Source organism: Zhongshania sp. (assembly GCF_047636175.1).
Lineage (GTDB): Bacteria > Pseudomonadota > Gammaproteobacteria > Pseudomonadales > Spongiibacteraceae > Spongiibacter.
In genome coordinates this window covers 96,748-116,284 of the sequence record NZ_JBLIKC010000008.1, presented here as the reverse complement: position 1 = coordinate 116,284, position 19,537 = coordinate 96,748, and the positions used below count along the sequence as shown (strand labels likewise).

Sequence of the window (19,537 nt, the reverse complement as noted above, 5' to 3'; positions counted from 1 at the left end):
GCACGCCGTCCCAGCGAATTAAATGAGCGATTTCAGCGCCTTGTTATGGGCGCTCAGCTGAGGAGCCGACAATACTTAAACAATAATCCCTTGTTCTTTCAACTGTATTCATTACGGATTTAGGATTTTTATTGTAGTTTTCAGGGATTATCCAGTCGCAAAAATTGATTAGGTCTCCAATGTTTTCACCGACAATTGAGGAGTACCTTTTCTCACCCTCCACAAGACTGATTGGTTTTTTTGTGTCTTTATCAATAATGTGCGCCGCGTACTTGCTGCGAAATTGATAGATTTTTTTTCGCTCAATTTCTGATTTTAATGCCCGGCAATTAATTTTTAATTCTTCTGGGAATTCGTTGATTTCCTTACCGTAATGATCAAGTGCTTCCCATAGTTTTGATAACGAAACGATTAATGAATTGCTGCACATTCTAAAATAGGCAATTGATTTCTGACTTTCGGGTTGAAAATTTGGTGCGTCAATATGGTCTCTGATTGCGGTAGTCGCTATAGTCAAATCTACTATTTGATCCACAAGCACCCACTTTAGATGGTTCAATTTCTCGTTCATTTGGTAGCGACCATAACGCCGCCAGCAGGGGCCGAAAAACCAGAGCGAAGCGGCGGTTTTTTGGTCCCTCTGGCTGGCTTTGTTAGGCATTTTCTTTAGTGCCGTCTCTCTGATTTATACCGTCTATTTTTTCTTGTGGGAGACTACCGTAAAGCTCGTCGATTTCTTTTGGTTCTGTGATCATTTTATTAGTTATAAAATTAACCAGCTTAAAAAGTTTATTTACGGTAACCATGTCATCTTTAAGATCGATGGCACCAGGATGAACGGCGTCATTTCCAATGACCCGTACACTGTCTAGCGCCTCCTGTACTTTTGGTGGCAGTCCGTTGGCTACAAGTGTCTTTATATCAGCGTTGATATTCTTTCCCGGCTGACCGAGGTGTGCACATAGCTTTTGTATTGCGAGCCTTAGTAAGGCCGCTGCGCCTCTAGGAGATAGATTTGCGATTGTTCTGGCTTCCTCATAATCGAGCTTAATATCATCAGGTAAATCTGAGTTTGGCGGCTCTGATGCTGAGTGAATGGGGAAGATTATTTTTTCGCCTAGCCATATGGTTGGAAAATCACACTTTTCGCAGTTCGAGACTAGAAACTGTTTGTTTTGGTACATTGAACCATAACCATCTTTGTGAGCAGCGCCCGCCATATAAAACCAAGACTGCTTGGCATATACATGGCAATTTGGACAATTAAATGCACCCTCGGCATATTGTGGTGGAATATACTCTGCTTTCATTCTCAAAATCCCATGATTGTTGAACTGCCTAACAGTTTATTATAACGACCCAGGCCATATATCACTTTGGCCCCCTTATCACGGAACTGGCTTTTACGGTGATTGAAAAATTATAGGGGATTCAATGAGATGGCGACACCGCTATTAGCGAGTGCCGGTCAAACGAAGACTAATTCCCTTTATTTCCGCCAAACATTCCTTCCCTTGATCATATCGCGTTTTTTATAAGTTTCAATGAGTTAAGTGAGCCATTTAGGTGTTAATGGGAATGGCGCTCCTGTTCAATCCATTTCAATGGGCGGGAACACAGTCTATATTTACTTTTTTTAGCCAATATATGATTCAAATTCTTAACGAAATTTCCGGTGAACCAACGAAGGCAAACGCTCACTACAATCGCGTCGCCGTAACCGGCTGCGCCAATATCCAAAGGCCAAAGCAGGTAAAGAGGATCATTAACACTAGCATCGGCAATTGACTCAGGGTCGCCTGTCGACGCTGGGTAAACAGCGCTTGCGCCTCTTTATGCGCCAAATACACGCTCACCACATGACCAAAAAGGATTAGCCCCACTTGGGTATGCCAAACCCAGTCCATATTGGGGGTGACCGAATTCGGCCGCCAATGCGCGGTGTTGAAGAGATTCCAGCCCAGCCCAAAGGGATCTGAAACCAGCCGAAAGATCATCACTCCCTGACTACTGATTAGCGTGTAGTAATGGGTAATGTGGTAAACCAAGGCAATGGGCAGCAGTGAATAGCTAAACTGCAGGGCCAAGGTTTGCAGCGAACCTTGGAATTTTGTTAGCCGCCGCACCAGTGCCAGAAAGATAAAGAATACGGCAAGATAAAATACTGGCGACAAAAATAGTGCGCCGGCTTCAAACACCGCGTGCATGGTTTTTAATACTGGGTAGGCCTGAACAATATTTTGGCTGGTGTATTCACGGTATATTCCGGCGATATCCTGCCAGAAGAAGCTTGCCCATATATTGGTCTGGTGCAGGCCATCAAATGCCGTTGATGACAGCAGAAAGAGCACAAACAGCAACTCGCTCAGGGAAGATGCACGGCCGCGTTGTAAGCCTGAAAACGGCGGTCGCAATACCAAATGAGAATATTGACCGTGTTCGCCACGGGGCTGAATTGAGACGGCTGCCATTTTGGATATCAGCGCGAATAAAACCCCAAAAAATTCGCCTTGCTTAAACCACACCTCACTGCCCAGCAACCACGCCGCCAATACATTGAACACTCCATAGGCCATTAGGGCGTAGGCAAGTTCTTTAGGGCCACCGTCGCCAAACAGTTCAAGCCAGATAAACGCCATATACAGCAATAGGGCCGGCCAATAGCCCAGAGTTTGCGGGTAGTTAATGCGCCCCGAGAAATCAATTTTAAAAACCCGCGCCACGCCGCGCACTAGCATGTGCCAAGGGTTTATAAGGGGATAAAGATCACCCACTAAGGCACTGAAATACGCAAAACCTAGGACAAATATGATCCAGAAAAAGGTCATGCTGAAATTTAAATAAGCATTAGCGGTGCCCCACAAGCCGGTGGCAATACACAGCAGCAACGCGCTTAAACTGAGGACTCGCAATACTGAGATTAAGACCGCAGGCAATACCAAGAGCCGCTTGCCGTGATTGCGTTGCGCAAGTGACGAGACACTCTGACTAGAACTAGGCTGCTGTGCGAGCCAAGCGACCAGTAAAAATGAAAGCAGCAAGGCCGCAGAGCAGCCCCAGGCGTATAACCAAAAAGGCACCGGCAAGGTATAAAGCGTGCCAAAGGAATGCGACCAGCTCGGCAGTGCAAAAGCGGCCAAACCCATGCCCAGCAGCCAAGGCAAATACGCTTTGCGTGCCGGCTTTTTTATAGCGCGCTTAGACAGCATGAGCGACTCTGATTGTTGCCCTTAAGGCCCCGTGGGTTTAGGCGCTGATGGTCCGGCACTGTCGGTAAATTCTAAAATTTGAAAACCCGCGCTGTAAGCCGCCAACCATATATGGCCGGTTTCTGGACGATAGCGAATGTAAGTGGCCACTGCGTCCCAGCGGTCGCCAGAACTGCCGAAGCCTTCCGACAAAAACACGGTGGGGGTATTTGGGTTTGGCGCAGGATGCCAATAGGCGATCTCGAAGGGATTGGCCGGATCGCGAATATCCCACACTCGCAAGCCGCCGGTGTAGTAGCTCATAAATAGCGTTGTGGCGTTATTGACGTCGTCAAAGCCGACGTAGTGAGCAGAGTAATTGGCGATATCAATTTCGGTCTCTGCACAGTTTTCCAATTTATTCACATCGAGAATAATATCGGACACTTTTACCGGATTGGTATCGTCGGTAATATCTATAATTCGGCTGTGCGCCCAGGGACAGACTCCCGCCGTTGGCCATTCATCGCTGGAATAAACATAGCTGCGCCCGCCATTTTTAAACCACCGCGCGGTATGGGAACCCGCTGTTGGTGCCTCGCCATCGAGAATATTGGTCCACCCTAGAAACCCGACCAGCGGGGGCTGAGTGCCAAAAAGCAGGGGTGATGGCGGCGTGCTGCGATCTTGAAAGCCGCTGACATCTAAAATCATCAAACCGTTTTGTCCCACTGCAGGCCCATTGGGCAGCCCCAAACCCAGCGATACAAAACCAAAATTAGCTTGATATAGCCGAGTGCCTTCAGGATTTAAACCACAGTCGTGGGAAGCCGGCGAATACAGCTGAATTAATTTGGGGTCTTCTAAGTCGGTTAAATCAATAACGGCATTGCTCTGCGCCGAACTGGTGGCGTAGGCCGTTAAACCATCATTGGTTATGCACATGGCGTGGCCCATAAAAGCCAAACCCTGATCAATACTGCCAATGCCACCGGGCAGATCTGGAAGCGGCGGTAAAGTGATACCAAGACCAATATTTACTGATGCGGTTAATACCGGTTTGCGGCAATCTGTGGCGTCGTAAACGTCTAATGCGGTGCCGCCGCCGCGCGTGGCCACAATAATATGTCGCGCTTGGTTAGCTTGTATGGATTCATGCGGGGCGATCATGGCCGGGCTTTGCAAAATATCAATTAGCTTTGGGTTCTTGGGGTCGGAAGCGTCTATGACCGCCATGCCATTAAGGGCGCTGAACTGGGGATCGATATAGGGCGACGAGGCCGGCCCAAAAATTTGTCCTGGCGAGGTGGTGGTGACATAAGCACAGTCATCAAGCCAGGCCATGGAGAAATTAGCGCCGCGATCTAAGATGGTGTTTTCACCGACCAGCCGTAGACCTTTGCGATAGCCCTGCGCGGCGCGACCACTCAATTGATCTGCCAAGGGCACCTGCCCTTGCAAGCCGGTCTCTAATAGATCGCCATCGGGCGAAGCGACTTCAGTATTAGTTCTGGTGCTAGATCCACTGCTGCCACCGCAGCTGGACACAAGCAAAACACTGATTGCCAAAACGATGATTTTGGCGATGCCACGCAATGTTAATGGGCTCATAGCTGGTCTCTTTGCAGGCTAATTATTATATTTTTTAAAGGTAGCAGTTACCCATCAACAATACGACTCATGCGGTAGTCGTGCTTCACAAAATTGACACCCAGTGAACATTCAGTGCGGCGCACCCCTGCCAGACCGGTAATCTTGCTGTGAAGAAACCGCGCCAGCTCGGCATTGTCTTGCACTAAGGTGATGGCGAGAATATCGAAACGGCCTAGCATTTTGCCGACAAAACCAATCTCTGGGACCGCCGCGAGCTGCCGGGCAACGTCATCGCACTGGGCGCTGCGCTCAACTTCTACCCATATATAGGCGAGGGTTGGATTGCGTAAACGTGCGATATTGGTCATGGCAGTAATACGAACCTGACCTTCGCTTTCCATGCGTTTAATGCGGCTGCGCACCGTACCTTCGGTAATGCCCAAGTCGGCGGCAATTTTGCGATTACTAATGCGCGCGTCTTTGGCTAAGCCCTCTAAGATATTGCGGTCTTGTTCATCTAGCTGTTTTTTTGCCACTGGGTTATTCCCTATACACTCGTTACGCTATTTTGATGGCTTATGTTTGACGGCTTATGCTTGATGAGCTTATGCATCGTGGCCAAAAGGCACCCAATTAGGCTGATTTTTTAAGACGTCTAGGGCAATGGATGGCTCTAACTTTCTCACCCCTGGCACATTGCCTAGGCGCGCTAATAATTCAGACAAATGCTCTTGGTCGCGAGCAACCGAGAGGGTTTCGATGTCTAGGGTGCCTACTACCTGACATACCGAAAACACTTCAGTGAACTTTGCCAAATCTTCTGCAACCACATCTGCAGGCCGACCTTCGACCTGAATACCCACCGCTACCATCATGGTGTAACCAACGGCTTCATAATCTGTGACTGCCACCACCCGCAGGCTATCGCCCTCTTCTAAACGACGCACCCGCGTGCGCACGGTGGCTTCGGTTAGCCCCAGCTCGGTTGCTAGGGCCTTGAAAGGCATACGGCCATCACGGCGCAAATGCGCCACGATGCGGTGGTCAACCTCATCCATATGTTGTGACGGTGCCGGGCGGAGATGATCACCATCGCTATAATCTGTCATGCATACTCCGACTATGTCGTCTAGACGGGTCGCCTCGACGGCGTCACCAATAAATTTCAATAAGAGGTGCTGTAAGCTAAGCACCCAGTTTTTTTAAGACCGTGTTTTTAAGGCCGTGGCTTTAAGCTCGGTTTTCAAAACTTTACCTGAGGCGTTGAGCGGCAAGGCATCAAGGAATGTCACATAAAACGGGACTTTATAGGCCGCTAACTGACCGGCACAGAAGTCTCGCACTGCGGCTTCATCAATATTGCTGCCTGCCTTGCTGACAACAAAGGCCATGCCTACTTCGCCTTGCGGCGCTTTGGGCACGCCAATAACCGCGACCTGAGCCACCCCTGCCAATCCGTAGAGGACTTTTTCAATTTCGGCGGGATAGACATTTTCGCCGTTCATGATGTACATATCTTTTAAACGGTCGGTAATTTTAAGATAACCCGCTGCATCCATGACACCGATGTCGCCGGTTTTTAACCAACCTTCGGCGGTGATGGCCTCTGCTGTGGCTTCGGGCATGTCGAAATAGCCCTGCATTACATTGTAACCGCGCACCCACACCTCGCCCTCGGTGCCAAGCTCAACTTCAACGCCGGTTTTGGCGTCGGCACATTTTAACTCCACACCATCAATGGCGCGGCCAGAGGTAGAGGCGATAATTTCGGCCTCGTCATCGGGGCGGCAAATACTCACCACGCCGCAGGATTCGGTCAGACCATAGGCGGTAACCACGGTTTCAAAGCCGAGTTTGTCGCGCATATCTCGCACCAGCTGAACAGGCACAGACGCAGCGCCGGTCACGCCGAGGCGCAGACTGGAAAGATCGTAGTTGCGGCGACTGTTATCAGACAATAGCATTTCATATAAAGACGGCGCGCCCGGCAGCATGGTGACTTTTTCGCGCTCAATGGTTTCCATCACTGACTGTTTATCGAATTTCGCCATTGGCAAAATGGTTGCGCCACAAATAATCGCCGCCAGCCAACCCGCCTTGTATCCAAAGGAATGAAAGAAGGGATTAATAATTAAATAATTGTCGTCGCTGCGCAGCCCCACTGTGGCGCTCCAGCTTTGAAAGACCCGAATATTTTGTTCGTGGCTACACAGCACCCCTTTGGCTTTGCCGGTGGTGCCCGATGTAAACAGCATATCAGCACTATCGTGGGGATTAACTGCCCGTTCGATGGCAGTAAACTTGGCGTCATCGACCAGATCGCCGTGATTGAGAAAACTCTGCCAGCTTCGTGTTTCATCGGCTCCCGCCAGGTCTACCGAGGGCAATAAAATCCGGTGTATCAAATTGGGTAAATCTTTATCAACTAGTGGCGCGGCGGTTTCAAATTCAGCGGTGGTCAGCAAGACCTTAACACCAGCTCGACGTAAAATATCTGCCGCTTCACTTTCTTGTAAGCGGGTATTTAAGGGCACTAAAATTGCGCCAAGGGATTGCAGCCCTGCCGCCGCAATAATCCACTCCGCCATGTTTGGCGCCCATATAGAAACCCGGTCACCGTGCTTGACGTCAATGGCGCAGAAGGCCTTGGCGGCCTGCCGACGCAAATCGTTTAACTGGGTATAGGAAATATCACTCCCCATTTCGCGAATAGCCGCCTTGGCACCATATTGCTGGGCCGCCCAGCCAATCAGACGCGGCAGAGTCAGGGGCATATCGGAGAATGAAGCAGACGGTTCCAGTAACATAAGACAGGCAATCCTAGTGGGCACATTTATTAATAGCAGCTTTTGCTGATCAATCTAAGTTTAGAAGTTCGTAGGCCACACAACAAGCGAAATGCGTAGTAATCTGCATTAATAATTACGCGTAACGAAAAAATAAGCCCTTAACCACCTATAGAATGCTCACGTAGCAGCATTGCTCTTTTGCGGTCAGCACCCCATCGGTACTCACTAAATTCGCCCGTGCCACGAATAACGCGATGGCAGGGAATAAGATAGGCGATATTGTTGCGGGCTATTGCAGAGGCCACTGCCCGCGCCGACGACGGCATGCCCATAGATTCTGCCAACTGCTGATAGGAACAGACTTCGCCGACGGGAATGGCCATCAAGGCCTCCCAAACGTGCATCTGAAACTCACTGCCTTTGAGCAACACCACCAAAGAATGGGATGGGTCTTGGGATGGCTTTTGAGATAAACCTTGGGGTTTAGACACTGGACCAAACGCCTGCTCATAGAGCGCCGTCGCCCGACTGTCATCACGTATCAGCGTTGCTGCTGCCCACTCCTGCTGTAGTTCAAGCAGTAAGTTGGCCTCGTCATCAGCATCGTCAAAGAAGGCCAATTTACACAGGCCACGATGATTTACAGCAATAAAGCAGCTGCCAAATAGCGACGGGCAACTGCCGTACCGAATCTGTAAACCCACACCCATACGGCGATATTCACCGGGCGTGACGCGCTCGGTCTTTATCATTAAATCGTGTAGGCGGCTGCTACCGCTCAAACCGCAGGCCAGCGCTGTCTCCATCACTGAGCTGCTGCGCAGCAAACGCTTGGCGTTCTCTTTGGTTAGAAACTGCAGGAATTGCTTGGGTGACAGCCCCACCCATTCGGTAAAAATGCGCTGCAAATGGAATTCACTCACCCCCACATGAGCGGCTAGCTCGGCCAAGCTTGGCTGTTTTTGCTGGTTCGCACTTAAATAGCGAATAGCCTGAGCGATCCGCTGGTAGTTTTGCTGCTCTGCGATCACTGTACTCATAGCCTTCCAAGCTTCGCTATTTCAATGGCTAGAATTGTGCGGCCTGCCACCGATCAATACCACCCGATTCTTGCTCTGGTATTTTTCTCCCAGATCCAGTCCAGACTGGGTTTTCGCATTAAGTCGAACTAAGCTCCCTAAACCTGTCAAACTACTATGCTATAAAAGACCAAGCGCGAAACTGCATGCCTCACAGTATCGCCGCTAATGGAATGCCATTATTTACGTGGAGAAGCCAATGGGCCGTGTCATTAAATATTTCGCCATCACGATTGTCAGCGTGGTTCTTGTTGTCATACTCGCAGGCGTATCGCTCGCGTTTTGGATAGATCCCAATATATTTAAAGACGACATTGAAAAGCTGGCGGCGGAACAAGGTCTAATCCTGCGCTTAGATGGCGACCTGTCTTGGCAGATTTTTCCCAATATTCAAATCGTCATCAACGGTGCCAGTATGACCACTCCTGATGAAGCCGAATTAATGAGTTTTGATAGCGCCCAATTGTCGGTGGCGCTGATGCCTTTATTGCAGAAAGATATTGTCATACAAGGCATTAGTCTCGGCGGCGTGAAGGCATCTTTGCTGGTCGATGAAAATGGCGTGGGCAACTGGAGTAAGATTGGCAAGCAAACTGACAGCACTGCCAGCCAGCCAGAGCAAGCAGCAGAGAGCGGCGAAGCCCTGCAGCTTGCCATTGCTAAGTTGAATTTAAGCGATAGCCAAATCACTTATAGCGACAAACAAACTGGCCAATATATTGAATTAAAGAGCCTGTCGCTGAGCGGCGAAAACATCCAGCTGAACAATACCGCCTTTCCGCTAAATTTAGACACCGAGGTCGTATTTAAAGACCCCAGCCAATCACTTAGCGGCAGCGTCAAATTTAATTCTAATATCACCATCAATGAGGCTATAAATCAGTTCATTATCGGCGACGGCATACTGGCGCTAAGTATTGATCACAAAAATGAACTCGCCACCGCATCGCTAAAAACCAAAGTGCAAGTAGACGTCGAAGTGGATATTGCCGGCGCTCTAGTTTGGTCAGTACCCGCGCTAAGGATTTCTGATACCAGCCTAGCTTATGCTGGCAAAGACGGCAGTGATATAGAAATTAGTTCACTCACCGTTGACGGCGGTATTAAACCCGGTGGCGAGGCCAGCGTAGTGACCATTAACGGTGAGTTAAGCTATGGCAACGCGACCCAAAAACCCATAGCCAGCAGCCTAAGTTTATCGACCAATTTTAGTATTGACGAAAATCTCAGTGTTATTAAAGCACGGGATTTGGACTTTAAGACCAGCCTTGGCGGCGAAGCGCTCAACTTAGCCGGGGATTTTAGCGCAACGCTGAGTCCGCTGGACTACCAAGCCAAGCTGAGTTTGGCGACAACAAATATCAAGAAAATCGCAGCTTCGCTGGGCATTGAACTGCCGGTGATGGCGGAACCCAGCGCACTGAGTAAAGTCGGTGTGATGGTGTCAGTAACAGGCAATGACAAACGTATTGTGATTTCCGAGCTGCTAAGCACCCTCGACCAAAGCACTATTAAAGGTAACGCCAGCGTTAATCTCGATAAAGGCCAAGCCGTTAAGCTTGCCTTGAATATCGACAAAATTAATGTCGATCACTATCTTCCACCTGCGCCACCGGTAGATAACAACGCTGCCGCACAAACTAAAACTGAGCCCGCCGCTACGGCGTCAGCCGACACAGAAATACCGCTACCCAGAGAAATGATCAACGCGTTGGATGTAGATGCAAAATTACAGATCGGCGAGTTAACAGCAAATAAATTGCCCTTTAAAAACATTCTGCTGCAGCTCATCGCGAAAGGTGGCGTAAGTTCTATCAGCCCACTTAGCGGCATGGTTTACGACAGTCCATTCAAGGTGGATGCGCAGCTCGACACGCGCCCCGAGGAGGCCCGAATGCTTATGCGTGGCAATAGCACGCAGCTGCCCCTGGGCAAAGTATTGAAAGACGCTGCTGCGATTGAAGAGCTGTCTGGCATAAGCGATGTGAGCTTTAATTTAAGTACCAATGGCAGTAGCGTCGCAAGCTTGAAAAAGCATCTAGACGGCAGTATAGATCTCAGTGCGCAAAAACTGCGCCTCAACAATATGAATATTGAAAAGGCATTTTGTCAGCTGGTGGCGAGATTCCAGCAGGAGACCTTCGACCCTAGCACGTGGCCACTGTATAGCGACCTCAGCGACACGGTTACTAAAATTGTAATTAAGGATGGCATTGCCCGCATTGAAAAATTTAATTCTGGCGTGAGTAAACTTGCCTTGAGCGGCAACGGTAAAATTAATTTAAATGATGACACTTTTGACGTGGTCATTAATACCCGCTTGGCGCAGGTAGACCAAGATGCGATGGCGTGTAAAATTAATAACACCAGCTTATTAAACCGCGATATACCCATTCGCTGCCGAGCGGATTTCGATAAGGTCGGCGCCACAAGTTGCCTGCCGGACTTTAGAATTATTGAAGATATCGCTAAAGAAAAAGCCAAGGATAAGATAGATGAAAAGGCCCAAGAATATCTCAATGAGAAACTAGGTGGCGAAAACGGCGAGGCTGCGAAGCAGCTATTTAATCAATTTTTTAAGAAATAGATAATAGCGCTCTGTCCTTTCGCCAGTGAGCACAGGTAATGCCGGCGTTACTCACCAAGTCGCTATAAGACTTGCTGCCAAGGGCTAAAGTCTCGCTGCTGCGCGCCGGCAACGGCGGCGCAGCTTAAAAAGCCTTTGGCGACACTTATTCCGGCCGCTAAATTTGCATTGTTCATGCATTCATTTTTTAAATCATCTTTTGCCAATAAATGTACAAATGGCAGGGTCGCCTGACTTAAGGCCTGACTCGCGGTTCTAGCGACCGCACTGGGAATGTTAGCCACGCAATAATGGACGATGCCTTCTTGAATAAAAGTGGGCTGGCAATGCGTGGTAGGCTTTGTGGTCTCAAAACATCCGCCTTGATCTACCGCCACGTCGACTAATACCGAGCCCGGCGCCAAGGCAGATAAATCCTGAGTGCTAAGTAATTTAGGTGCCGCCGCACCGGGCACCAAGGCGGCGCCAACGACCATATCGATATCAGCTAATAAAGCGCGTAAATCTAAGTCTTTATTATCCCGCGCTGAAAACCGCGCAGACTTGAATTGCTCACGCAGCGCCGCGCGTCTTGCCGCAAAGGGTTCAATCATCGTTACCTTAGCCCCCATGCCCAAGGCTACATCCGCCGCATTGCTGCCGACAACACCACCGCCAAATATCAACACATGCCCAGGCTCCAAGCCAGACACGCTTCCCAGCAGCACCCCTGATCCGCCCTGCGCTTTTTCTAAGCAATGCGCCCCCGCCTGCACACTTAAGCGTCCGGCAATTTCACTCATGGGTTTTAATAAGGGCAGCCGTCCCTGCTCGTCGGTGATGGTTTCATAGGCAATACAGGTGGCGCCACTGGCGATTAAATCCGTGGTCAATTGCGGATCGGGGGCAAGATGTAAATAACAAAACAGACGATGCTCAGGCCGCAGCAAGGACACTTCCCTTGATTGCGGCTCTTTCACTTTCACAATGAGCTGCGCGTCTTTGTATAAGGACGCCATAGACGTGGAGAGCTGTGCCCCGGCTGCTAGATAGTCATCATCACTATAGCCAGATCCCAGCCCGGCGCCGCTTTCAATGAATACGGTGTGGCTGGCGGCCACTAGCTCGGCTACTGCGGAGGGAATTAATCCAACGCGATATTCCTGCGCTTTAATTTCTATGGGAACGCCGATACGCATGAATACACTTCCCCGCAATTTAAAAAAACATTATGCGCTAAGACACGAGCTCCCACTGACCATTGCTCTGCTGGGCAAGGGATTCCTTCTCTAACTTAAGCAGATGCGCCCAAAGAGACAATTTTGCAATGGGGTGAATAGCGGCATCCACATCTTGGTAGACAAGAGCCACCAAGTCGTCGAGATCGCCTTTTTTCACTTGTAGCAAAGCCGCATGTACCTTGTCTTCTCTAGACTGGCGATGGGCGATTAAGTGCTCTACTTCCTTTACCGGTGTGTCAATTAAAGTGCCATGTCCGGGTGCCAGGTAACTTAGGGGGTAATCGAGTAATAAGCGCAGCGAGGCGATGTAGTCCGCCATATCGCCTGCCGGAGGAATAATCACCACGGTCGACCCCTGCATAATATGATCGCCGGTAAATACCGTGCCGGTGGCCTCATGCAGAAAACAAAAATGATTGCCAACGTGACCGGGGGTATGTATTGCCCGCAGCACGCTGCCATCTACATCAAAACAATCATCATGGGCAAGGGAGCTAGTTGGCGCAAAGCTGGTGTCTTGATGGCCGTCGTCTTCGATTACCGCCCCAATCACCGGCACGGTATAACGCGCCTGCAATGCAGCTGTCGCCGGCGAATGATCGGGGTGGGTGTGAGTAGTGACTATACGCACCAGCTCGCCGCCCAGCTGCGCAATGCCAGCCTCAATTGCCGCAATGTGCTCGGGCATATCAGGGCCGGGATCGAGAACGGTTATTTGTGTGCTTCCCAGTAAATAGGTATTGGTGCCTGGCCCAGTCAACACACCGGGGTTAGGGGCAACAATACGATGTACGCCCGGCAAAAGCGTTTCTAAGACACCGGCAAGCAACATAGACAAAATCTCATGAGTACAGTAAGTTGCAGAGTAAAAGTGAAGGCCTGCAGAAGCAAGCCGCATCGCAACTGATCGCAATGTTGCGCCAGTTCGCAAAATTGACAACAGTATTCCACTACTGCTCAAATATGGTATATTGTGTCAGTGTATTTTCTCACCAAGATAGTAACGGTGTAAAACGTACTGACACGCGGACAATACCGATGAAAAAACTTTTGCATCTTGCCTTTAACTCAGAAGTCCCCGACATCAGCGAGCGCTATAGAATATTTGCCAGTGCCTTGGTGGTCATATTTGCTATTAGCTTTAGCATCGGCTTTTTACAGCTTTTGCACTTGGGTCCCTATCTCGGCCCCGGCCTTGGCGATCAGGTCAGCTTTCAGCCCTTACTCAATAGCCTCAGCGACTTAAATGCTAACAACCCCGGTCTGTGGCTTGGACTTATCGCCCTGCTGATTTTCATGATATTATTTCGACTACTTGCCATGCTCGGCGGGTATTTCCTGTTCGAACGGGAACAAGGTGAACCCTATCCCATTAAATGGATTGTGGTCTTTTTTCTAACCAATATGCTCAGTACCTTCGCGATCCCGCTAATGCTTTTAGCATTGGGCGGCTTGTTCTTTCTATCCGGTTTAGATTTTGCCATTGGTTGGCACTGGGTGGATCATAGTGTCAGAGTTGCCCATCAATTAGTGATGGATTACGTGCCCACGCTGGTGCACGCACCGGCGCCACTTGCAGTGTTTATTATCGCCGTGATTAGCGGATTTTTTCACTACTGGTTTCACCGCTTAGGCCACACCCAGCGCTTTTTGTGGCTGATGTTTCATCGGCCGCATCACATGACCCCGGCGCTGATACAATCCACCACGATGGCCGTGTTTACCGCACTGCCTTTATTTATCTTTGTGGTACTACCCTACAATCTGGTGTTTGCTGCCTGTACCAAACTGTTTAGCAGCGAGCCGCTTTACACCGCCGTCATTGTCTATAATTGCCTGATTTTGATTCCTGAGATATTCGGTCACCAAACCGCTCTATACCGCATGGCTTCGCGCAACCGCCTAATACGACTAGCGAGTTTTATTTCTGGCGGCGGGGTCTATCACTATATGCACCACTCTTCTGAGCCAGAACATTGCGGCCGCAGTGGTGCGGTCAATTTAGTGAATATCGGCGGTGGACCACTATTTATTTGGGATATTATTTTTGGCACCTATTGCTCGCTTAGCCTTAAAACACCAAGAGCTGGTTTAAGCGGTCAACCAGACTTGCATTTAAACCCACTGCGCCTCACTTTGGCCGGAGTAACGCAAGTGTGCAGTGAGCTTTTAAGTAATCCAAGCTGGCGCGAAAAATGGCGCATTATCACTGCCTCGTCGGACTACTCGCCACCGGTCAGCACTGACTTTGCGGTGAAAGAACAGCGCGCGACCCATAAGCAGCCCACCCCATCGGCGACAAGCCACGGCTATTCTTTTAGTAGTGGGGCTGAAGCAATCGCCAACGCAGGCGCCAAGTCAGCAACAGAGCCGCGGAGCTGAGACCCGCAAACAAGCCCAGCCAAAAACCACTGGGCCCCATTGCAGCCAAAATTATGTCAGTGGTCGCCAAGGTATAGCCTATTGGCAAACCAACCCCCCAGTAAGCAAATAGTGTTAGCACCATAGGGACAGCCGTGTCCTCAAACCCACGCAAGACCCCATTTGCAGTGACCTGAATCGCATCAGACACTTGATACAAAGCCGCAAACAATAATAAATAGCTGGCCAAGGCGATGATTTCGGCATTATCGGTGTATATCAACGGGATCCAATATCGGCCTGCGACGAGCATCGTGACCGTCAGTGCCCCTATAGCCAGAGTGATTTTAAAGGCCGTAGCAATGGCAATACGCAGTCCCGCCTCGTCTTGGCGCCCGCGAGCGTGACCAACGCGGGTGGTGGCTGCCAAGGCAAAGCTCAAGGGCAACATAAAGACCAGCGAGGTGAAATTTAGCGCGATCTGATGACCGGCAACAATAACAGCGCCGGACTGGCTGATCAGCAAGGCGATAATACAAAATACACTGACTTCGAAGAAAATAGTGAGACCGACAGGAAAGCCCAGCTTCAATAAATAAAGCATTGTTTTTGGCTCCCAGTGGAAGGGACGCAAGCTTAGCCGCGCACTGCGATAGACGCGATGGCGGTGCACATACAGCAGCATCAATATGGCCATAATCCACATTACGATAGCCGTCGCCCAACCGCAGCCCACACCACCCATTGCCGGAATGCCGAGCTTGCCGTAAATAAGCACGTAGTTGATGGGAATATTCGCCAGCAGCCCGATCACGCTAATAATAAGGACAGGCCGGGTGTGGCTGAGAGCCTCGGTATAACTGCGCAACGCTAATACGATAGCGATTGCCGGCATGCCCCAGCTCAAGCCAAAGAGATAATCCACCACCATGGGTCTTATCTCGGGATCAACATCCATCCAAACCAGCAGTGGCGCAGTATTACAAAGCACCACAACAGACAGTATGCCTATCGCCAAGGCGACCATCATGACCTGATGCACCAAGGGATTAATACGCTCTAACTGATTGGCGCCAACATGGCGTGCCAATACCGAGGTTGCGCTCATCAACATACCGGTCATAAACAGAAAAACCGGCACCCATATACTGGCGCCCACGGCCACCGCTGCCAAGTCGAGCGCAGACACACGGCCAGACATGACAGTATCGACAAAGCCATTTGCCGATTGCGCGAGCTGACCGCCAAAAATTGGCAATGCCAATTTTAGTTGAGTTCGCAGTTCTTGGCGGGCTGTAACAGACATGGATTTACCGACGTGAAAAACCGCCATACTCTAGCGCAGCGCGACGGGTCTCGCAAATGATTACAGGCCTTTGCACGATTGCTGCCGTGCTCCTTTACCATGGGCAGCTCTGATCTCTAGCATCTTTGGTCTAAACCCCAAGCCAGTTCGCACTGCGCGCTTAAGTGGGTTCTAGGCAATCGTTGCTCACTCACTGCATAGCGTTTATTTCGCCCGAGAATCATCATTAGCGAGTGTAATGGCCTAGGTTCAGGCACAAAAAAAGGAAGCCTAGGCTTCCTTTTAGCGGGCGCGTGTAAAACCCTATTAAATCAGAATCGCTTAAGCCATATTTTTGATTTCAACGATAGTATCGACATCGGCCTGGTAATCTACACCATCAATCTCAAAGCCGAATAAGCGGAGAAACTCACGTCTATAACCGGCGAAGTCGGTGGTTTCTAGCAGGTTCTCGGTTGTTACCTCATCCCACATTTGGGCGACCGCAGCCTGAATTTCGGGGCGCATTTCAAGACCATCGGCACGTAAACGGCCCTCCTCATCTTTAATAGGCGCATCACCGTAGAGGCTGTTTTTGAACAAGCCATAGACCTGCTCAATACAGCCTTCATGGCTGCCGTCGGCTTTCATGGCTTGGAACAATAAAGCTAAATACAGCGGCATAACAGGAATCGCCGAGCTGGCCTGAGTCACAACCGCTTTTAGCACCGAAACTCGCGCATCACCGCCGGTGCGGGCAAGTTTTTCGCGGATATTGATCACCCGCTTGTCGAGATCTTTTTTGGCCGCGCCAATAGTACCGTGCCAATAAATATCCCAGGTTAGCTTATCGCCCAAATAGGTGTAGGCAGTGGTTTTAGCGCCATCGGCTAGCACGCCAGCGTCGTCGAGCGCGTCTATCCACATTTGCCAGTCTTCGCCGCCCATGACCGAAACCGTATTATTAATTTCGTCTTCATTGGCCGCGACTAAGGTGAAGTTCTCGATGGTCTCTTTGTCGGTATTGACGCCGCGCTGAGTGACATCTTTGCCGATAGGCTTGAGTGTTGAGTTAAACACTTCACCGGTTTTAGGGTGCTGACGACGGGGAGAGGCCAAGCTGTAAACCACTAAGTCTATCTGACCAAGATCTGCTTTGATTTCAGCGATGGCCTTGTCTTTAATCGCATCTGAGAAGGCGTCGCCATTAATACTTTTTGCATAAATACCGTCTGCTTCTGCGAATTTATGGAATGCCGCAGAATTATACCAACCGGCGGTTGCTGGCTTTCTGTCGGTGCCTTCTTTTTCAAAGAAAATACCCAGCGTGGACGCACCCGCACCAAACGCGGCGGTAATGCGCGACGCCAATCCGTAACCCGTGGAGGCACCAATTACCAATACCCGCTTGGGACCATTGGGGATAGCGCCGTGCGCTTTTACGTAGTCAATCTGCTGACTGACATTGGCCTCACAGCCAACGGGGTGGGTTGTGACACACATAAATCCGCGCACACGAGGCTTGATGATCATAGGGAATCTCTGCTCCAAATAAAGTAAGAGTATTTCTGCATGGAGGGCATTATAACCAGCCTTGCCTGCCGGCACTAATACTCACCGTCAACATTGCAGGGGCTGCCGCAGTGAGCACCCATTAGGGCCAAAGTCACCGAAAAATAGGCCAGGCAAAGACGGCATCATCCGTTTAACGGATGCTATGGGTAAATAAATTAAAATAAGATTACCCATAATAAGATTTAGAACGGTGCCATATCATCTCAACAACTCGCATTAATTTTATATATACAACTCGGCTTGCTACATTAGTTAACGCTCAGTGTATGGAAAGAGTTGCCTGACAGCCGCTTCAATAAGACCTAATAATAGGATCCACCATGAGTCAGACCGAAAAAACGACCGCCACTGCGCCACGCAATAGTAAAGACATCTTTCAGTGGGACATCGAGACCGATATCGCCATTATCGGCTTTGGCGGCGCAGGTGCATCTGCGGCCATCGAAGCGGCTGACGCCGGCAGCAAGGTATCTATTTTTGAGGTGGCGAGCGCCAGCGGCGGCTCTACGGCGCTATCAAGCGCTGAAATTTATATGGGCGGCAATGGCGGAACGCCAGTACAACAAGCCTGCGGCTACCATGATGAAACCGAGAATATGGTCAACTACCTGAAAGCCTGTTTTGGCAATCAGGCTGACGAGGAAAAAATTCGCCACTACTGTGAAAACAGCATTGGACACTACAACTGGCTGACTGGGCATGGCGTGCCATTCAAAATGAGTGAGCTCAAAGAGCGCGCCATCATGGCACTCACCGACGACTGCCTATTGTTCACCGGCAACGAAAAAGCCTACCCCTTTACCGAGCATGCCACCCCCGTACCCCGTGGCCACAACATTGAGATAGAGGGTGATAACGGCGGCCCGCTACTGATGAAGATTCTCACTAAGGCGGTAGTGACACGTGGAGTCGATATTCATTATGACAGTCGCGCACTTACCCTAATTATCAATGACAGCGGCGATATTGAAGGCGTAGTAGTAAGAATTGATCAACAGGAAAAAACCGTGCGGGCTCGCAAAGGCGTTATTTTATGCGCTGGCGGCTTCTGCATGAATGAAGAAATGGTGAAAAAATACGCTCCGACTTTTGACTGCGGCTTAATTCCTATTGGCAACCCCGGCGACAATGGCAGTGGCATCCTCATGGGCATGGGCGTCGGCGCGGGCACCACTAATATGCATGAGTGTTTTGTGAGCCTACCCTATTACCCACCGGCATCACTGACCTACGGCATCCTCGTAAATGACAAAGCTCAGCGCTTTATCAATGAAGACTGCTACCACGGCCGCGTTGGGTACAACGCCCTTATGGCTCATAAAAATTCTTCTCGGGTTTATTTTATCACCGATGTTGAAGGCTACGGCGACTACGAAAAATTGAGCTATCTGGGCGCAACGGTTGCCGGCACCGGCGACAGTATTGAGGAATTAGAACAAGAATTGGCGCTGCCGGAGTCCAGCTTAGAACACACCGTCACAAACTATAATAAGCACGCCGAAAATGGCAAGGACCCGTATTTCCATAAACATGAAGCGTGGTTAAGACCCATTAAACCGCCCTATGTTGCGCTGGACTGCACCCTCGGTCGCGGACCATTCTATCCCTTCTTTACCTTAGGCGGCCTAGACACGCGCCCCACAGGTGAGGTGCTAAGCCCAGAGGGCAAGGTGATACGTGGCCTATATGCAGCGGGGCGCACAACCGCCGGCCTTCCCCGTACCGCGGCGGGCTACGCCAGTGGCATGTCGGTGGGAGATGTAACTTACTTTGGTAGGCTGGCAGGTAAAGCCGCAGCAGAGACTTCTTAATACATTTTTTAAGCACAAAAAAAGCCCGCGCAAGCGCGGGCTTTTACTA

15 protein-coding genes are annotated in these 19,537 nt (G+C 50.0%); 3 read left to right on the top strand and 12 right to left on the bottom strand.

Annotation, left to right across the window (positions count from 1 at the left end; translation table 11 throughout):
• Nucleotides 1–43 precede the first annotated feature (43 nt).
• From ACI955_RS06650 to ACI955_RS06615, 8 genes are all read right to left on the bottom strand, one after another.
• On the bottom strand, nucleotides 44–661 hold the full coding sequence (locus tag ACI955_RS06650; RefSeq protein ID WP_415242949.1) for a hypothetical protein: 618 nt from the start codon (nucleotides 659–661) through the stop codon (nucleotides 44–46).
• Nucleotides 654–1,310, bottom strand: a complete 657-nt coding sequence (locus tag ACI955_RS06645) for a DUF4145 domain-containing protein (protein ID WP_415242948.1) — start codon at nucleotides 1,308–1,310, stop codon at nucleotides 654–656. The genes ACI955_RS06650 and ACI955_RS06645 overlap by 8 nt, the downstream gene beginning before the upstream one ends.
• 390 nt (nucleotides 1,311–1,700) lie before the next feature.
• Nucleotides 1,701–3,209 (bottom strand): hypothetical protein, encoded by a 1,509-nt coding sequence (locus tag ACI955_RS06640; RefSeq protein ID WP_415242947.1) that lies wholly within the window; start codon nucleotides 3,207–3,209, stop codon nucleotides 1,701–1,703.
• A gap of 21 nt (nucleotides 3,210–3,230) precedes the next feature.
• Nucleotides 3,231–4,799: an LVIVD repeat-containing protein gene (locus tag ACI955_RS06635; protein WP_415242946.1), complete on the bottom strand. Its 1,569-nt coding sequence runs from the start codon at nucleotides 4,797–4,799 to the stop codon at nucleotides 3,231–3,233.
• A 47-nt stretch (nucleotides 4,800–4,846) separates the two neighbouring features.
• A complete protein-coding gene (locus ACI955_RS06630) occupies nucleotides 4,847–5,317 on the bottom strand; it encodes an Lrp/AsnC family transcriptional regulator (protein WP_415242945.1) in 471 nt (156 codons plus the stop codon).
• Between the two features lie 69 nt (nucleotides 5,318–5,386).
• A complete protein-coding gene (locus ACI955_RS06625) occupies nucleotides 5,387–5,890 on the bottom strand; it encodes an Lrp/AsnC family transcriptional regulator (protein ID WP_415242944.1) in 504 nt (167 codons plus the stop codon).
• 93 nt (nucleotides 5,891–5,983) lie between these two features.
• Nucleotides 5,984–7,588: a FadD3 family acyl-CoA ligase gene (locus ACI955_RS06620; protein ID WP_415242943.1), complete on the bottom strand. Its 1,605-nt coding sequence runs from the start codon at nucleotides 7,586–7,588 to the stop codon at nucleotides 5,984–5,986.
• Nucleotides 7,589–7,728: 140 nt separating this feature from the next.
• Nucleotides 7,729–8,610 (bottom strand): bifunctional transcriptional activator/DNA repair enzyme AdaA, encoded by an 882-nt coding sequence (locus tag ACI955_RS06615; RefSeq protein ID WP_415242942.1) that lies wholly within the window; start codon nucleotides 8,608–8,610, stop codon nucleotides 7,729–7,731.
• Between the two features lie 238 nt (nucleotides 8,611–8,848).
• Here ACI955_RS06615 and ACI955_RS06610 point away from each other — a divergent pair, with 238 nt between their 5' ends.
• On the top strand, nucleotides 8,849–11,236 hold the full coding sequence (locus tag ACI955_RS06610; protein WP_415242941.1) for an AsmA family protein: 2,388 nt from the start codon (nucleotides 8,849–8,851) through the stop codon (nucleotides 11,234–11,236).
• A gap of 62 nt (nucleotides 11,237–11,298) precedes the next feature.
• Here ACI955_RS06610 and ald read toward each other — a convergent pair whose 3' ends face one another.
• The gene (ald, locus tag ACI955_RS06605) at nucleotides 11,299–12,414 is read right to left on the bottom strand and encodes an alanine dehydrogenase (protein ID WP_415242940.1); all 1,116 of its coding nucleotides are present in this window, start codon (nucleotides 12,412–12,414) and stop codon (nucleotides 11,299–11,301) included.
• A 37-nt stretch (nucleotides 12,415–12,451) separates the two neighbouring features.
• Nucleotides 12,452–13,288, bottom strand: coding sequence for an MBL fold metallo-hydrolase (locus tag ACI955_RS06600; RefSeq protein WP_415242939.1), 837 nt, complete (start codon nucleotides 13,286–13,288; stop codon nucleotides 12,452–12,454).
• Between the two features lie 206 nt (nucleotides 13,289–13,494).
• Between ACI955_RS06600 and ACI955_RS06595 the strand changes: the two genes are divergently transcribed.
• Nucleotides 13,495–14,838 carry a sterol desaturase family protein gene (locus ACI955_RS06595; RefSeq protein ID WP_415242938.1) on the top strand — a complete coding sequence of 448 codons (1,344 nt, stop codon included), beginning with the start codon at nucleotides 13,495–13,497 and terminating at the stop codon, nucleotides 14,836–14,838.
• On the opposite strand, the gene ACI955_RS06590 is transcribed toward ACI955_RS06595, so the two are convergent.
• Complete coding sequence (locus ACI955_RS06590) at nucleotides 14,774–16,123, bottom strand: MATE family efflux transporter (RefSeq protein ID WP_415242937.1); 1,350 nt, start codon at nucleotides 16,121–16,123, stop codon at nucleotides 14,774–14,776. The genes ACI955_RS06595 and ACI955_RS06590 overlap by 65 nt on opposite strands.
• 321 nt (nucleotides 16,124–16,444) lie before the next feature.
• Complete coding sequence (fabV, locus tag ACI955_RS06585) at nucleotides 16,445–17,635, bottom strand: enoyl-ACP reductase FabV (RefSeq protein ID WP_415242936.1); 1,191 nt, start codon at nucleotides 17,633–17,635, stop codon at nucleotides 16,445–16,447.
• 362 nt (nucleotides 17,636–17,997) lie between these two features.
• Here fabV and ACI955_RS06580 point away from each other — a divergent pair, with 362 nt between their 5' ends.
• Nucleotides 17,998–19,488 carry an FAD-dependent oxidoreductase gene (locus tag ACI955_RS06580; RefSeq protein WP_415242935.1) on the top strand — a complete coding sequence of 497 codons (1,491 nt, stop codon included), beginning with the start codon at nucleotides 17,998–18,000 and terminating at the stop codon, nucleotides 19,486–19,488.
• The last annotated feature ends 49 nt before the right edge of the window (nucleotides 19,489–19,537 follow it).

Coding starts and splice junctions, on each gene's coding strand:
- ACI955_RS06650 (WP_415242949.1), bottom strand. CDS start 661: ATGCCTAACAAAGCCAGCCAGAGGGACCAAAAAACCGCCGCTTCGCTC.
- ACI955_RS06645 (WP_415242948.1), bottom strand. CDS start 1,310: ATGAAAGCAGAGTATATTCCACCACAATATGCCGAGGGTGCATTTAAT.
- ACI955_RS06640 (WP_415242947.1), bottom strand. CDS start 3,209: ATGCTGTCTAAGCGCGCTATAAAAAAGCCGGCACGCAAAGCGTATTTG.
- ACI955_RS06635 (WP_415242946.1), bottom strand. CDS start 4,799: ATGAGCCCATTAACATTGCGTGGCATCGCCAAAATCATCGTTTTGGCA.
- ACI955_RS06625 (WP_415242944.1), bottom strand. CDS start 5,890: ATGACAGATTATAGCGATGGTGATCATCTCCGCCCGGCACCGTCACAA.
- ACI955_RS06620 (WP_415242943.1), bottom strand. CDS start 7,588: ATGTTACTGGAACCGTCTGCTTCATTCTCCGATATGCCCCTGACTCTG.
- ACI955_RS06615 (WP_415242942.1), bottom strand. CDS start 8,610: ATGAGTACAGTGATCGCAGAGCAGCAAAACTACCAGCGGATCGCTCAG.
- ACI955_RS06610 (WP_415242941.1), top strand. CDS start 8,849: ATGGGCCGTGTCATTAAATATTTCGCCATCACGATTGTCAGCGTGGTT.
- ald (WP_415242940.1), bottom strand. CDS start 12,414: ATGCGTATCGGCGTTCCCATAGAAATTAAAGCGCAGGAATATCGCGTT.
- ACI955_RS06600 (WP_415242939.1), bottom strand. CDS start 13,288: ATGTTGCTTGCCGGTGTCTTAGAAACGCTTTTGCCGGGCGTACATCGT.
- ACI955_RS06595 (WP_415242938.1), top strand. CDS start 13,495: ATGAAAAAACTTTTGCATCTTGCCTTTAACTCAGAAGTCCCCGACATC.
- ACI955_RS06590 (WP_415242937.1), bottom strand. CDS start 16,123: ATGTCTGTTACAGCCCGCCAAGAACTGCGAACTCAACTAAAATTGGCA.
- fabV (WP_415242936.1), bottom strand. CDS start 17,635: ATGATCATCAAGCCTCGTGTGCGCGGATTTATGTGTGTCACAACCCAC.
- ACI955_RS06580 (WP_415242935.1), top strand. CDS start 17,998: ATGAGTCAGACCGAAAAAACGACCGCCACTGCGCCACGCAATAGTAAA.